At 51.9% G+C, this 15,959-nt stretch carries 12 protein-coding genes; 5 read left to right on the top strand and 7 right to left on the bottom strand.

The annotated features are described in order from the left end of the window. Nucleotides 1-36 precede the first annotated feature (36 nt). Nucleotides 37-2,001 (top strand): glycoside hydrolase family 13 protein, encoded by a 1,965-nt coding sequence (locus SHEW_RS09765; RefSeq protein ID WP_011865685.1) that lies wholly within the window; start codon nucleotides 37-39, stop codon nucleotides 1,999-2,001. After that, on the top strand, nucleotides 2,001-4,004 hold the full coding sequence (locus SHEW_RS09760) for an alpha-amylase family protein (protein ID WP_011865684.1): 2,004 nt from the start codon (nucleotides 2,001-2,003) through the stop codon (nucleotides 4,002-4,004). Before SHEW_RS09765 ends, SHEW_RS09760 begins: the two co-directional genes overlap by 1 nt. Before the next feature lie 223 nt (nucleotides 4,005-4,227). Here SHEW_RS09760 and SHEW_RS20400 read toward each other — a convergent pair whose 3' ends face one another. Beyond that, entirely contained in the window at nucleotides 4,228-5,094 is an 867-nt protein-coding gene (locus SHEW_RS20400) for a DUF2971 domain-containing protein (RefSeq protein WP_011865683.1), read from the bottom strand. 762 nt (nucleotides 5,095-5,856) lie between these two features. Next, the gene (locus SHEW_RS09745) at nucleotides 5,857-7,323 is read right to left on the bottom strand and encodes a DEAD/DEAH box helicase (RefSeq protein ID WP_011865682.1); all 1,467 of its coding nucleotides are present in this window, start codon (nucleotides 7,321-7,323) and stop codon (nucleotides 5,857-5,859) included. 464 nt (nucleotides 7,324-7,787) lie between these two features. On the opposite strand from SHEW_RS09745, the gene SHEW_RS09740 reads away from it, so the two are divergent. Both SHEW_RS09740 and SHEW_RS09735 read left to right on the top strand, forming a co-directional pair. Next, nucleotides 7,788-8,024: a hypothetical protein gene (locus SHEW_RS09740; RefSeq protein WP_011865681.1), complete on the top strand. Its 237-nt coding sequence runs from the start codon at nucleotides 7,788-7,790 to the stop codon at nucleotides 8,022-8,024. A gap of 375 nt (nucleotides 8,025-8,399) precedes the next feature. Then, a complete protein-coding gene (locus SHEW_RS09735; protein WP_011865680.1) occupies nucleotides 8,400-9,686 on the top strand; it encodes an HD-GYP domain-containing protein in 1,287 nt (428 codons plus the stop codon). 1 nt (nucleotide 9,687) lies between these two features. Here SHEW_RS09735 and SHEW_RS09730 read toward each other — a convergent pair whose 3' ends face one another. The 5 genes from SHEW_RS09730 to SHEW_RS09710 all read right to left on the bottom strand — a co-directional run bounded on the left by SHEW_RS09730 (nucleotide 9,688) and on the right by SHEW_RS09710 (nucleotide 12,961). Continuing rightward, the gene (locus tag SHEW_RS09730) at nucleotides 9,688-10,089 is read right to left on the bottom strand and encodes a DUF3465 domain-containing protein (protein ID WP_011865679.1); all 402 of its coding nucleotides are present in this window, start codon (nucleotides 10,087-10,089) and stop codon (nucleotides 9,688-9,690) included. 192 nt (nucleotides 10,090-10,281) lie between these two features. Next, nucleotides 10,282-10,722, bottom strand: a complete 441-nt coding sequence (locus SHEW_RS09725) for a hypothetical protein (RefSeq protein ID WP_011865678.1) — start codon at nucleotides 10,720-10,722, stop codon at nucleotides 10,282-10,284. Between the two features lie 50 nt (nucleotides 10,723-10,772). Then, nucleotides 10,773-11,204, bottom strand: a complete 432-nt coding sequence (locus SHEW_RS09720) for a GNAT family N-acetyltransferase (RefSeq protein WP_041407129.1) — start codon at nucleotides 11,202-11,204, stop codon at nucleotides 10,773-10,775. 152 nt (nucleotides 11,205-11,356) lie between these two features. After that, the gene (locus SHEW_RS09715; protein WP_011865676.1) at nucleotides 11,357-12,442 is read right to left on the bottom strand and encodes an NAD(P)H-dependent flavin oxidoreductase; all 1,086 of its coding nucleotides are present in this window, start codon (nucleotides 12,440-12,442) and stop codon (nucleotides 11,357-11,359) included. 114 nt (nucleotides 12,443-12,556) lie between these two features. Beyond that, a complete protein-coding gene (locus SHEW_RS09710) occupies nucleotides 12,557-12,961 on the bottom strand; it encodes a GFA family protein (protein WP_011865675.1) in 405 nt (134 codons plus the stop codon). 527 nt (nucleotides 12,962-13,488) lie between these two features. Between SHEW_RS09710 and SHEW_RS09705 the strand changes: the two genes are divergently transcribed. Continuing rightward, nucleotides 13,489-15,612, top strand: coding sequence for a glycoside hydrolase family 97 protein (locus SHEW_RS09705; protein WP_011865674.1), 2,124 nt, complete (start codon nucleotides 13,489-13,491; stop codon nucleotides 15,610-15,612). The last annotated feature ends 347 nt before the right edge of the window (nucleotides 15,613-15,959 follow it).

Here is a 15,959-nt window from a genome sequence, read left to right as displayed (position 1 = left end):
ACAGCATTAAAAGGTCGAACGCCGAAAGGACTGCCCATGAGACGTACTAATAACAAGTTGAAACTCACCCTCATCGCCACCTCGTTACTTATGCTCGCCCCTTCCGCCTTTCAGGTGATGGCATCTGTACAACCAGCAAGCAGTTCCATTGTCAGCGAAAATACTCGCGCCCAGAAACTGCGTATCGAGCCCCTCAACTGGTGGACGGGTATGCAACACAGCCAGCTGCAGCTGATGGTGCACGGCGAAAACATCGCTAAGGCCAAGGTAAGCGTTAAGGCCGATGGCGTAAGCCTCAAAGGCGTTGAGACCACAGAGAACCCCAACTATCTGTTTGTTAACTTAGATACCCAAGGCGCCAAGGCGCAGACCTTTAAGCTGACATTCGAACAAGCGGGGCAGCCACAAATTAGCGTGGCCTACGAGCTGCTCAAGCGCGATAAGGGCAGCGCGGCTCGCCAGGGTTTTAGCAACAAAGACGTTATCTATCTCATCACGCCGGATCGTTTCGCTAACGGCGACCCCACTAACGACAACCAGGCCGACATGATAGAGCAAGCCGATCGCAGCAATCCGGGTGGCCGCCACGGCGGCGACATTCAGGGGATCATCAATAGCCTGGACTATCTGGCAGACCTTGGTGTCACTCAGCTGTGGATCAACCCGCTTACCGAAAACAATCAGGCCGAATACTCCTACCACGGCTACTCGGTCACCGACCACTACCGCATCGACCCAAGATTTGGCAGCAACGACGATTACCGCCAACTAGCCATCAAGGCGAAAGAGAAAGGCATAGGCATCATCGCCGATGTGGTAGTCAACCATATCGGCTCTAACCACTGGTGGATGGATGATCTGCCCAGCCAGGATTGGGTTAATCGTCCTGAGGGCGCATTAGCTCAAGATTCCTCGGCCATCGATTTCACCACCCACAGGCGTACCACGCTGCAAGACCCCTACGCGGTTGCCAAAGACAAGCGCGACTTTAGCCACGGCTGGTTTGTCGAGTCCATGCCGGACCTTAACCAAGAGCAGCCACAGCTTGCTAACTACCTGATCCAAAACAGCATCTGGTGGGTAGAATACGCTCATCTGAGCGGCATACGCGAAGACACCTACTCCTACGCCGATAAGGATTTTCTGGTCGATTGGACCCGCGCCATCATGGCTGAGTATCCCAAGTTCAACATCGTCGGCGAAGAGTGGACGGGCAACCCAATAACCGTCTCCTACTGGCAAAAGGGCAAGATCAACAAGGATGGCTACCAGTCAGAATTGCCAAGCCTGATGGACTTCCCCCTCTATGAAACCCTTATCAAGGCGCTAAGCGAAGAGGAAGGCTGGAGCGAAGGCATGATGCGCCTGTATGAGTTTCTCGCCAACGACGTGGTCTATGCCGACCCGACGCAACTTGTGCTGTTCGAAGGCAACCACGACACCAACCGCCTCTACAGCCTGCTGGGTGATAACTTAGCCCTGACCAAGATGGCACTGGCCTATGTGCTTACCAGTAACCGCATTCCGCAGATCTTCTATGGCTCAGAAATTTTGATGCAAAGCCCGACCAAAGATCGTAATGATGGTATCACCCGCTCAGATTTCCCCGGTGGCTGGCAGGGAGATGCTATCTCAGTTTTTGATAACAAAGGGCTGAGTGACGATCAAGCGTCCATGCTTAACTTCACCCGCAGCCTGCTTAACTTCCGCAAACAGGCAGACTTCATCCACAGCGGCGGCCTGCGCCACTATGTGCCTCAGGATGGCGTATATGTGCAGATGCGCTGCGCCAAACAAGATTGCAGCGACAAGGCGCGCCTCATGGTGATCTACAACAAGTTGGATAAGGCGGTCGAGTTACCTCTCGCTCGCTATCGGGATCTGCTAGGCAGTGCCCGCGCGGCTCGAGATGTGATCAGCGGCGATACCGTCACACTGGATAAGACCCTCTCTATCAAGGGACAAGGCGTTACCCTGTTAGCCATCGAGGAAGCCAAATAATGACTAAGGCGCGTCACGATTTGAATAGGCTCTTGAACAAGCCATTTAATATTAATTTAAAACTTCCATTCAATAAGTTAAGTGCTGCCCTGTGCAGCGCCGCGCTAATGCTCTCCACCCAGACCTTCGCCCTGCCCCAGATGGAGGCAGCAACCAATGCAAAAACTGTTAGCGTCCAATCAGCTGACGTGCAGTCTACAAGCAGCGAGCGGGTGACCAAGCCTGTCATCTATCAGGTGTTCACCCGCCTCTTTGGCAATACCCAGACCGCCAACATCCCATGGGGCACCAAGGCGCAGAACGGCGTAGGCAAGTTCAGCGACTTTACGCCTAAGGCGCTAGAGAGCATCAAATCCTTAGGCGTCAGCCATATCTGGTATACGGGGATCCCCCATCATGCCTTGGTCGGCGACTACAGTCAGTATGGCATCGGCACTGATGACCCAGACGTGGTCAAGGGCCGCGCCGGCTCACCCTACGCGGTGAAAGATTACTATAACGTCAATCCGGATCTGGCAGACGATCCCGCCAAACGCCTTGAGGAGTTCGAAGCGTTGATCGCCCGCACCCACGAAGCTGGCATGCAAGTGATCATCGACATAGTGCCCAACCATGTAGCGCGTGGCTATCATTCGCTGTCGGCCCCGACAGGCGTCACAGACTTCGGCGCAAGTGACAACACCCAGGTCAGTTACGCCAGAAACAACAACTTCTACTATGTAGTGGGCACGCCTTTCGAGGTGCCAAGCCTAAGCCCAGATTTAAAGCCCCTCGGCGGCGAGCCACATCCGCTAGTCGATGGCAAGTTTGACGAGTTTCCCGCCAAGTGGACCGGCAATGGCGCGCGCGCGGCTAAGCCAGATCAAAACGACTGGTATGAAACCGTTAAGATAAACTATGGCGTCACGCCAGATGGAAGCCTAGATTTTCCTCAACTGCCAGAGGGCTACGGCAAAAAGTCGGCCGCCGAACATTACGACTTCTGGCAACAGGTGCCAAAAGAAAGCATCCCCAGCTCCTGGATTAAGTTCAACGAGATCGCCCAGTATTGGCTCGCCAAGGGCGTAGACGGGTTTCGCTATGACATGGCCGAGATGGTGCCAGTTGCCTTCTGGAGCTATCTGAACAGCCATATCAAGCACACCAATCCCGATGCCCTGCTGCTCGCCGAGGTCTATACCCCGAGTCGCTACCGTGACTATATTCACCTTGGCAAGATGGACTACCTCTATGACAAGGTGGGGCTTTACGACAGCCTCAAGGCTATTATCCAAGGCAAGGCTGGCACCCAGGCGATCGAACGCGATCGCAACAGCGTCGAAGATATCGCCGAGCATATGCTGCATTTTCTCGAGAATCACGATGAGCAGCGCATCGCCAGCCCTGAGTTTGCCGGAGATCCCCTAATTGCCCTGCCCGCCATGGTGATCTCCACCACCTTAAGCCAGGCGCCCACCCTGCTCTATTTCGGCCAGGAGGTCGGCGAAGATGGTAGCGAAGACGCAGGCTTTGGCAAACCCAGCCGCACCAGCATCTTCGACTATGTTGGCGTGCCGGCCCACCAGCGCTTTATGAACCTGGGTAAATTCGACGGCGGTCAGTCTTCAAAAGAGGAGCTGAGTCTGCGAGCCTATTACGCCAAGCTGTTAAACCTCAGCCATAGCCTGAGTGCCCTAAGCGGTGAATATGGCGATCTGCACAGGGCGAATATCGATCAAGGCAAGGGCTATGATGCAGACCTATTTGCCTTCAGCCGCTTCGACGACAAGCAAAAGCTCATCATCGTCAGCAACTTCGCCAAAGACAAGGCAAAGCACCTCACCCTAGAGCTGCCCCCAGCCTTAGTTAAACGCTGGCAACTCGCACCAGGCACCTACCCGCTTAAAGAGATGTTGAGTGATAAAAAACCTGCAGCGCCATTGACGCTAACGACGAAGGGAGGTCAAGTCACACTAAACCTTGCTCCACTTGAGTCAAAGGTACTCGTCGTAGGAGAGAAATAAGCCCTGTCCCTTCAAGATATCAAAGCGAGTAGATTAAGCATTAATTACCACGCTCAGCCTACTCGCTTTTGATTTCGACTCATTCAGTCAGATACACCAATATGACTATTCTTGCATGTTAACGCCCGGCACAACGGCTTGCAAAATTGGCGCTTGTTTTGCCGGTTTTTTGGAAAAAAGAGTGACTGTTTTGCAAGTCCGATTGCTGCCGCTTGTTATGTGCTTACCATTCCCTATAAGGAATTTGGCAGTTTAATAGCTCATTTGAGATGCCTTGATTACTCATAAACATCGATAGACCAGACATGTTTAAATTCTGGTGCTGGGACGGGCCTAATATTATTTTACGAAAAAATGGTTTATCACCTAATGGTAGCTCTATATAAGGCACTAACATTGATGCACCTTCTCTGAACTTCAATCTTGGATCACCAAACTTTGGAATGTGTGGAGAGATTAGTCGCCATTCGCATTCTTCCTCAAATGCTCCATGTTTTATAATTGCAAGAACTTGATATATGTCACTCGTATATTGATTAATGAAATCATAATAGCACTGACTAGGCGGCTTATCAGTTATATCCATAGCTGGCAATTCCTGCCTAAAATTAACCAATAGTTTTTCAACCAAAATGCTAATTATTTCTTCTTGCTCTCTATCATCATAAACACACTTAGCAATTCTCATTCCTGTGAAGCGAGCGATTTCATTTACTTTATTTGGGCTAAATTCAAGGCTTACACCTTTACCATGTGGAGTGTAACTCCTCCACTGACTTAAAAGACTCGGTTTTTCGGATAGAGAGAAGACGAACATTGTATGTGCGACTTTCGAGCAAGATTTAGTCCATTCAATTAATTGTTCCAGAAAGCGATGTTCTTCATCTTTTTGACCAAAAACTATTCGTGCTCGTAATACATTTTCGACCGTTTCGCATGCATGCACTATTTCTTTTGAATCATTCATGTAAGAAATGCTGCTCGCCCAAACTGATTTACAATTTGCCATTCCTAACAAGGACCCTATCCCAGTGTAATGATATAGAGGGACATTTACTTCTGAGGAAAAAATAGTATCAATTGTTCTCATTTATTTGCGATTTCTCCCTTGCACATAACGCTTATTAGCGAGAATGCCGCCTATGCAAATCATTATCACCTAATATACATCGCGACAAAATTTCTTAACCATATGAAATTTATACCAATAATGACATTGCATAACAAGGAGAAAGTGAGCGACCCCAAAACAAAGCGAGACTCGGCTTATTTAAAAGAAAGGGCGAGACCGCCGCCACTTGCTATTAAATCAGAACTATTCAAAATTCAACCACTGCTAATCAGTAAGTTACGAATTTTTAAAAAACAAAGCGAGAATCGCAAGTTTAAATAGAAGGAAGTGAAAGTGGGACTTTTTGGCAAAATCCCATTATACCTGTATCAATCCGCAGTCTAGCGAGTAAAGGTTACCAACCTTCTAAACTTTCAACTAGTCATCAAAAGTGGTCAAATCGGAGAGACGTTAGATATCGAGTGTAGATACATTTGTGAGCTTCCGTGACAGGGATGTCACGGTAGAGCCTACAGGGAGCGTACTTGCGGCGTCTCACAAGGGTATCTGCACAACCCTCGCCGGGCAGGCGTTAGATCACCATGAAACTAAAACCTTCAAACATATTTAGCCGATAACAAAGCCGCCTACGGCAATCAATCCAGAAGTGTTCTCATCTTGCTAACAAAACTGTTAGAAATCTAAGATTCCAGAACACCCTACAAAGAGGCCAATCAAAAACATCTGCAATGAATGCTGCAGATGTAAAAAAGCCCTCAATCTGAGGGCTCTCGTTAAATCTTATTTCTTACCCGGCCGACTTTCGGCCCAAGGATTAAAAGCTGGCTTTTCTTCAACCTTATGCTCTAACCTTTGATCTTTCCCACCGCGATCACTAGGCGCTGCTGATTTAGCTTTAGCAGGCCGAGCCTTCTTGTCTGTAGAGCTACCTTTATAAGGAGTTGCCTTACCTTGAGACTTGGATTGCCCTCTAGGCTTATCTTCTCTGCGCTTATCCTTAGCTTCCTTAGGAGCCTTCACACCTTGGCTAGCCGCGGCTTCGCTACCCTTCTCACCCTGCGCCTGCTCACGCTTGGCCTTGGGCACATAGTTAAGGATAGAGATGGGTACAGGTTTTCTCGGCGCGAAACCTTCTATCTCTCGACGTTCCAGCAAGTGATCGAGGCGGCTCTCGATCATGCAGAGGTTCTTAAAGTCATCTTTAGACACCAGGGAGATCGCCTCGCCCTTGGCGCCGGCTCGGCCGGTACGCCCGATGCGATGCACATATTCGTCAGCGGGAAACGGCAGGTCATAGTTGATCACCAGCGGCAGGTTATCGATATCTATCCCGCGCGCCGAGATGCCGGTGGAGATAAGGTAGGCAATCTTACCCGCCTTAAAGTCCGCCAGGATCTGTTCACGCACCGCCTGAGTACGACCGCTGTGAATACACTCGGCCTGAATGCCCCGCTTCTCCAGCTGGCTCACCAACTTGGCGGCACCATGTTTGGTCTCGATAAAAATAAGCGCCTGGGGCCAGGCATTGTCTTTAATCAGCTGACTGAGCAGCGCCGACTTCTTATCCTTATCGACCGTGGTGATCCACTGCTCGATATCTGGCTGGCTATCTTGATTCTTAGTGACCGACAGGTGGATCGCCTTAGGCACCGCCTGTTTCGCCAACTCGCGCACCGGGCGAGACAGGGTGGCGGAGAACAGCAGGTTCTGCCTCTCTTCTGGCAGGGTATCTAAGATCTTGGTGATATCCTCGATAAAGCCCATATCCAACATGCGATCGGCTTCATCGAGCACCAGTAGCTCCACCTCGTCGAAGCGGATCGCTCTCTGGGTGTAGAGATCCCGCAGACGACCCGGGGTGGCCACCACGATATCGACGCCCTCGATCAACTGCTGCTTTTGGGCCTGCACATCGACGCCGCCATAAACGGCCATGGATACCAGCCCTAAGCCTTTACCATATTCGCCAATGCGATCATTTACCTGTAGCACCAACTCGCGTGTCGGCGCTAATATGATTGCCCGCGCCCGCTTCTTGCGCTGTGTCTGCCCCTGCATCAGGGTCGTGAGCATAGGCAGCACGAAAGTCGCCGTCTTACCGCTGCCGGTTTGCGCCGCCGCGATCAGGTTCTTACCCTTGAGCGCCAGGGGAATGGCTTCTTGCTGGATTGGCGTTGGCTGGCTGTAGCCAAGTTGCTCAAGGTTAGTGAGCACAGCGTTTGGCAGGCCAAGGTTTGCAAAGGTCATGGATACTCTCTTAGGGTCGCAAGGGCAAAAATCGTCAGCCAATCGAGCGGCTGGTATTTGAGGCGCGCTAGTATAACAGAGCCGTTTGCTAAGACTAGCCCAGTTTACCCAAAGTAAACCAATAATATAGGAAGCTTTAGTGATCTGGCTTTAATTACTTAGCTTTAATTACTTAGCTTTAATTACCTGGCTTAATTCACCTTTGCGCCTCTCAGCCAATCACTGTTAGCTATCTCTAGCAGCTACCAGAGCCAGCTTTTTGCATGAATCTAGTCACCTATCCGTTTTTACTATAAAACCTAACTTAATCTACCGCGCTTATCGAGTCACTATGGTCCTAACGATGTGTTCGCCGGCTAAGCAGCCACAGATGAAGCACTACTAGCACTCACAGATGGCCCGGCTAAGGATGAGGTTAAAACCGGCTAGTGACGCGATAAACATGAGCGATAAAAGGAGCGATTATGAAAACACTATACACCCTTGCCGCGATCTTACTGTTAAGCGCCTGTGCAAGCAGCGATCCTGGCTCGACCCACACCATACACAACACAGGCGGCTTTTGTGATTTTCACTGTCAGCGCCTGGAAGATGAACTGATCCGCCGAGACATAGAAGATCGCATCATAGAACGCGAAATCGACAGAGAGATCATCGACGAACTGACGCCGCCAGACGATGTCCCGGCTGAGCTTTATTAAAACGCAGTGCTGACTTACGAGCTCAGGCTTAGGACAAGCCAAGGCCTTTCCATACCGTCTTGGTCACATTTTCATACAAAAGAAACAGTTTAGAGAAAGGTAAATTAGCCCGCGAGCCGCGTTATGGGTAATAATGAAGGGGTGAACCAAGGCTCGGCAACGAAGACTCCACGCAATTAAGAATCAACGCAGTAAAGACTCAAAGCAGTAAGGAATCGACACAGTAAGATTCTGCCTGTTGCGCGTCATTAAGTGCCGAGTGCGGTTCACATTGCTAGTTTATAGAGCTTATATAGCTAGGTGCGCAGCAGTTAGGATCTCGCCAGAGAGGCTGCGCCGGTATTGAAATCCCTCTGGCAGTGCAAAGGATTGACTATGGATGCCCCTAATTTTTCCCAAACGGCCGCACACGAACTTCACGATACCTTGCCCATCTGGCGCGAACTGATCTTCAAGCGCCTGTTTGGCCTCCTCGCCATCTTATGTGTGCCCGTCTACATCACCAGTGTCTACCTCTGCATCCAGATGGGTCTGGTCGGCATGGCCGCCTTTGATACCCTGGCCTACCTGTTGCTGCTCTACATCTTACTGGCGAGAGGATTGAGGCAGACCTTACGCTACTGCATAGGCTGTTTGATGTTCTTCGCCATCGGCGTGGCCTTCCTTATCACCATAGGCCCAACGGGCGCCGGGTTCTTCTGGCTGTTTATCTTCCCCCCGCTCACCAGCATATTGATTGGCAAGCGGGCCAGCCTCTGCGCCCAACTGCTTAACGCTGCGGCTCTGCTGGTCATAGGGCTGGTCTACCATACGCAAGGCTTTCAATGGCCGGAGACCCAGGGCTATAGCAGCTTCATCTGGTTTGTAGTGGCGATAAACTTCATTGTCACCAATGCCATAGTCACTCAATCCGCCGCCTTCCTGCTGGGTAAACTGACCCAGTCGCTGCGATCGACCATAGCATCGCGGCGCGCAACCGTGATGGGGCTGGCAAAACTGGCCGAATACCGGGACAACGAGACCGGCGCGCACCTGATCCGCATGCAGCACTACGCCAAGATGCTTGCCACTCAGCGACAAACCGACATTGATGCCCCAGCAGAGTTAACCGACGATTTTATTCAGGAGATCACCCTCTCTTCGATTTTGCATGATATCGGCAAGGTGGGGATCGCCGATGCCATCTTGCTCAAGCCCGGACGACTGACAGAAGAGGAGTTTGAGCAGATCAAGGCGCACCCGGTTATTGGCGCTCAGGTATTAGCGAGTCTGCTTAGTTACGCGCCAGAGTGTCCTTACATAAAGATGGGGCGTGATATCGCCGGTGGGCATCATGAGTGGTGGGATGGCAGCGGCTATCCGGCCGGGCTCCAGGGGGAAGCGATTCCCCTCTCGGCCCGTATCGTCGCCCTAGTAGATGTGTATGACGCCCTGACCTCGCCGCGCTGCTACAAACGCCCCTTTAGTCATCAAGAAGCGCTGGAATTAATCCATCAGGATAAAGGCACCCATTTTGACCCTAAGCTGGTTGAGAGCTTTATCGCCATCAATCACAGGTTCGAACTGCTGTCGAAGGCATCTCTGTTCGAGCGGCCATCCAAGCAGCCACTCAGAGGCCAGGTCGCCGTCGCGAGCGAATCGGAGCTAGAAACGAGCCAGTAGCCTACTGATATTTGCGGCCGCCATGGCTTAACCAACCCGCCGGGTGACGCCCCCTTGGATCATGGTGTGTCCAGTGGATCACACCGCCGCGAGCATTCCACTCATATTCGCCAAAGAAGCCAACACTGTCACCGACCTTAAGATCGGCAATGCGCGGCGCCAGATCGATATTGTGGGCCACCAGCAGCGTCTGACCACTGGCTAGGCGCAAGATGAAGCGCTGATGACGACTGCCCTTGGTATCATCACTGAGCAGGCGAATCACCTCGCCTTCCCCCTGGATCTGAACGCCGCTCTGCTTCTGCTCAAACACCTGGCCCAGCAAGCCGTCATCGGCCAGGAGTGGCAAACTAACGGCGAACGACAAGATGACGAGTAATAGCCCACGGCAGAATCTATTCATAGCCTGATTTCCTTACTAGCTATCCTTAACTTGCTATCCTGAAATTGCTAGGTTGAATGCTTACTCGGTAAAAGCCTCAATGGACATTTCAGGTCATCCGAGACTGAACACTCGGAGCAAGTACTTTAGACCGAGCATTGGAGACAGAGTCTTTGTGACAGAGAGCTTTAGACTAAACAATTGAAATTAGACTTATTGCTGTTGGCTCTCTATGAGGTGACGAGGCATCACCTTTGACGTCAACAACGCCTTTACGGGCAGATGCTCAGGGTTATCGTCACTGGCAAGATAACGGACCTTAGGCATCTTATTTAGTCTTGCTTGGGTCATCCAACCTTCGGGGCTGGAACTTACCAGAGTCTTACTCACCTCATTGCCCTCACTATCTATGACCACATGATAACTAAACTGGCCCATCCCTTTGGGAATCCACTTAGGGCGGGACTTCAGCATCACAGGTTTTGTCGACTTGGGCTTCCAATAATCACTTAGGTTTTCCCCGCTCACCTCAAGCAGATTGCCGGCCAATAAGGTGTTATTGACCGATTCCGAGTTACCGGGAGTGTTTTGGGTGGAACTGCAGGCAGTTAATGCGAGTGTCAGCAGGACACCAGCAAACAAATTTTTAGACATTTATCTTCCTTGAACAATGGATTAATTAAAGATTCGTCTCAGCGAATCGCTTAGCGAGTCACACTATCACAATAGCGCTTAAACAGAAAATAGCGGGCTGGACTGCCATCAAACGCAGGGATAATGCCTGCGACGCTAAAGCCAAGTTTTTGGTAAAAATCCGGCGCCTGAAAATCTAAGGTATCCACCTGAGCCTGCTGGCAACCGCGGCTAATTGCCACGCGCTCCGCCTCTAGCATCAAGTCGCGTCCGAGCCCTGTGCCGCGGGCCGATTCATCCACCCAGACCACATGGATGAGAAAGTTTTTATAGATGGTGCGACCATAGACGCCGCCAATCAGCTTACCGGTTTTGTCGTGAGCCAATACAGTCAAGGGCGCAGACGTCTCCTTGCCCATCTTGTCGAAGTTATACTGACGCACACCATCGACCAAGGTATCGACCAGTTCGCTATTTTCACCCTCAAGTTGGCTGACTGTGATACCTAGCTTAGATTCAAGCGCCTGTTTTTCAGTCTCTGGTTTTTCTGTCTGTGGTTTAACTACATCATCTAGTTTCTCTATCTCTGGTTTCTCAATCACGGGATCTCCTTTCATCTGCTCTATTCGTGATTATTTTTAATACTTTGCCGCAATTACTCTAGTTGCGTGACTTGCTGCATTAGCGCCAGGGTCATCTCGCCTGCGGCGATCTTCTTGCAGCTGCCGACATTTTGCCCACACCAGAGGGGCGAGAAATCACTCATGCCGCGGGCCTCACTCGCCTTGCGTAGCTGCGCCATAAGGTTAGTCGCATAGGGAAAGGCCGGGGCCGAGTCGTTTATTGCCCCAAGCTCTGACATGGCGCGGTTAACCAGGCCCCTTGCCGGTCTACCCGAGAAGAGATTAGTGAGCGCAGTACAGCCTTCAGCCCTAACCGTACTCCCTTCTGTATTAGCCGCATTCTCGATGGCCGCTCTATGCAAACTTGAGGTATTGGCCTCATCACACAAGAGATAGGCGCTGCCTATCTGCACGGCGCTGGCCCCCATTGCTAAGGCGGCTTTTACCCCGTGACTATCACCTATGCCGCCGGCGGCGATCAGCGGCGCATCGACTCGCGAGGCGATCTTAGTCAGCAGGGGTTCCAATTCCACCTGAGTGCTCACATCATCACTAAGAAACATACCGCGATGACCACCCGCCTCGACGCCCTGAACGATAATGCCATCCACGCCTCGCGCCGCCAGATACTCTGCCTCGGCTACTGTGGTGGCACTTGAGATCACCTTTGCGCCCCAAGATCTCACCCGCTCAAGCAGATTCTCTTGCGGCAGGCCGAAATGAAAGCTAATCACCTCTGGCTTAAAGGCTTCTATGGCATCAGCGATCTCATGATTAAAAGGCATACGACTCGCGCCGCCTTGGCCGAGATCGGCCGCTATCTCAAGTTCATCAAAATATGGCGCTAATAACTCATGCCAGCGCGCCTGAGCTTGCTTGTCGAACGGCGGCAACTCATGGCAGAAGAAATTAAGGTTTAGTGGCGCGCTGGTCGCCGCCCGAAAACGTTTAATTTCATCGACTATCTGCGCCGAGCTCAACATGCCGCAAGGGATTGACCCAAGCCCACCGGCGTTAGCCACCGCGATGGCGAGTTTGCTGTCTTGCACCCCAGCCATCGGCGCCTGAATAATAGGCAGCTCTGTACCCAGTAATGCCTTGAAGTTTTTGCTATTCATGACCCATCCTTAGTGAATCGATTCGAGCTTCATGTTCTGCATGATCGTATTGCTATGCTGACAGCTATCAACTAGTAGCTAATACCTAGTAGCGAATAACTGGCGCCCGAGAAACTACCTGCCGGGCTCGTGGCCCTCATACCAGGGTAACTTAGCATCCATCTCCTCCCAGTTCGCCTTGGAGGTGACAAAGTTATGAGACATGGGGCGCTCGTTGATCGGCGAGTCCAATATGCCTAGTCGGAGGCGAATGCGCTTACTATCCTGGTCGTTGGCACTGTAGATAGGCGACGCACAGTGACGGCAGAAATAGCGTCGCTTTCCAGGAGAAAACTCAAAACTTGTGAGGAAATCGGCCTTATCCGATAGATTGAAGTCCACCAGTTCGACAAAACCATTGGTGGCGAATGCCGTGCCGCTCGATTTACGACACAGGGAACAGTGGCAATGAATGATATGACTTATGGGTCCGCTGATGGCGACTTTAATGCCACCGCATAGACAACTTCCTTGATACATGGCTTTCCTGATCCGGCTGTAAGTGACAACGAAAAATAGCTGCAATAAAAGACGATGAAAAAGCTGCTGCAATAAATCGACTGCACAATTGTAATCAGGCCATATGCTGCCACAACTTGCGACGTCAGATCAGCATAAATCTCTGCACTAACCCCCTAAATTCCGTAACTAAATGTGGCAGAGCGTTGAATTGATCTTTTGCTATTGTTTTTGCAACTACTGACTGCCCAACCTTTTCACACACTTATGCCCTGTAAACCGAGCACTGAATAATAAGTGACTGAGGCCGCCTTCATTGAGGGATCATCCCCGCTGTCACTTGCTGGCTTATCGCGGAGATTGCCGCGAACTAACAGCCTGGCAGGTGAATACGTATGCAGCGCATTGCTCCCCTCGCGCCTTCCCTTCTAACATGACTAACACTCATGGCTATCACTCATGGCTATCACTGATAGCAAGAAATCTTGCCTGCTGCCATGACTAGCAATAACCCTAACCCTAAAAACGACAATAAAAAGGTACACGGAATGTCTTGCACCTCGACTCACTTAACAAGCCACCAAGCGAGCCCCCACTCCAGATCCCAGCCCAGATCGCCGTTTCCGACCACCCTATCGGCACTCACCCTTGCCATAGCGGCGACCGGCATGATGCTGCCAAGCACTGGCCTGGCCAAGACAATCTCTCTGACCTCGCCTGACAAGCAGATCGTGGTCAGCCTGAGCGATGATGATCAAACGCCGCGCTACAGCGTCAGCTTTCATGGTAAGAAGGTGATCGAACCCTCCAAGCTTGGAATTGTGTTTGAGTCTCTTGGGGAGTTTGGCACTGACTTTAGCATTCAAGAGGTCAAGCGCAGCCAGGCCGATGAGCGCTGGCAACAGCCTTGGGGCGAACGTGAATGGGTTGTCGATAAACACAATGGCCTGACAGCCACCCTGAGTAATGGTCAATATCGCTTTGTGGTCGAGTTCAAGGTGTTCGATGATGGCCTAGGCTTTCGCTACCAGATGCCGAAGCAAGGCGATTTAGACAAACTCAACATCACTTCGGAGCTCACCGAATTCACCCTGCCGCAACCCGAGAACGTCACCGCCTGGTGGATCCCGGCGCGTGGCTGGAACCGCTACGAGTACCTGTATCAGAAGACGCCGCTCAAACAGGTCGATAGGGTTCATACCCCCTTCACCTTCACCCTGAGCGATGGGGTGCACATGAGCATCCACGAAGCGGCGCTGGTGGACTACGCTGCCATGACGCTGGATCAGCGCAGAGACGGCACCCTGCGCGCCGATCTCACCCCTTGGTCAGATGGCATGCGCGTCAAGACCCAGGCGGGCTTTAGTACGCCTTGGCGCACCATACAGATCGCCGACAAGGCCACCGGCCTGCTGAACTCAGATCTTATCCTCAATCTCAACGAGCCTAATAAGCTTGGGGATGTGGATTGGGTCGAGCCCGGCAAATATGTGGGGATTTGGTGGGGCATGCACCTCAACGAGAACACTTGGGGCTCAGGCGACAAACACGGTGCCACCACCTCAGAGACCAAACGCTACATGGATTTTGCCGCCGAGAACGGCTTCGCCGGCGTATTGGTAGAAGGCTGGAACATAGGTTGGGACGGCAGCTGGTTCCACAACGGCGACGTATTCAGCTTCACCCAGGCCTACCCAGACTTCGATCTCCCTGAGATCTCTGCCTATGGCGCCAGCAAGGGCGTTCGCCTGATCGGTCATCACGAGACCTCTGGCTCGGTCACCAACTATCGCAAGCAGATGAGCGATGCCTATGATCTCTATCAGCAATATGGCGTCACTCAGGTGAAGACCGGCTATGTGGCCGATGGCGGTGATATCAAGCGCGTGGATGAACAAGGCATAGTGCGCCACGAATGGCATGATGGCCAGTTTATGGTCAACGAATATCTGCATAGCGTCACCGAAGCGGCCAAGCGCCACATCAGCATCAATACCCATGAGCCGATTAAAGATACCGGCCTGCGCCGCACCTATCCAAACTGGATCGCCCGCGAAGGCGCCCGTGGTCAGGAGTTTAACGCTTGGGGCACGCCACCTAATAATCCGTCGCACACCACCACCCTGGCCTACACCCGCATGTTGGCTGGCCCTATGGACTTCACCCCGGGGATCTTCGACCTGGCCCCCAAAGGCCTGGATGCGGTTAACCGGGTGCAGACCACACTGACCAAACAGCTGGCCCTCTATGTGGTGCTCTACAGCCCGATCCAGATGGCCGCCGATCTGCCCCGCAACTACAAGCAGCATCCCGATGCCTTTAAGTTTATTCGGGATGTGCCCACCGACTGGGCCCAGAGTATCGCCCTGGCCGGTGAGGTAGGTGAATATGTGGCCTTTGCCCGTCAGGAGCGTGGTGGCAAGAGTCAGGGCAAGGACTGGTACTTGGGCGCGATCACCGACGATGACGCACGTGAGATCAACATCAAGCTCGATTTCCTCGACCCCGCCCTGAGTTATGAGGTGCAGATCTACCGAGACGGCGACAAGGCCGATTGGCGCACCAATCCCTATGACTATGTGATTGAGACCCAAAAGGTGAATAGCAAGCAGCAGCTGACGTTAAAACTTGCCAGCAGTGGCGGCGTCGCGATTCGCTTCAAGGCGCTCTAGGCCTCAGTTGTAGCACTAGCGATCTAGCGCTTAAACCACATTAGAGGAAGCAAGTCTGTGCAGGCAGGCTTGCATCCTCTTCTTATTCTGGCAATGCCCTTCGCCCTCTCCTGCGTTTATCTGCCATATCGGGCCAAGGCCTATCATCTGCAACATTTGTTTACCTTTTTCCGGCGATTCCCCCCACATTTCTACGACTAAAGCCGCGATCCCTCATCCAAGCGCTAGCGTTATTCTGCTAAGGTGGTTTGTGCACTCCTAGCCCACGAAGAGCGAGCCAACGTTGGTCGCTTTCCGACTAGCCTAGCTGAGCGCATAGCCAGTTCAACGCAAAACAAGTTGAGTGC

Origin of the sequence: Shewanella loihica PV-4, assembly GCF_000016065.1 — a bacterium.
Lineage (GTDB): Bacteria > Pseudomonadota > Gammaproteobacteria > Enterobacterales > Shewanellaceae > Shewanella > Shewanella loihica.
Note: the sequence above shows the minus strand (reverse complement) of the source record. Positions and strands in the feature narration are given on the sequence as shown.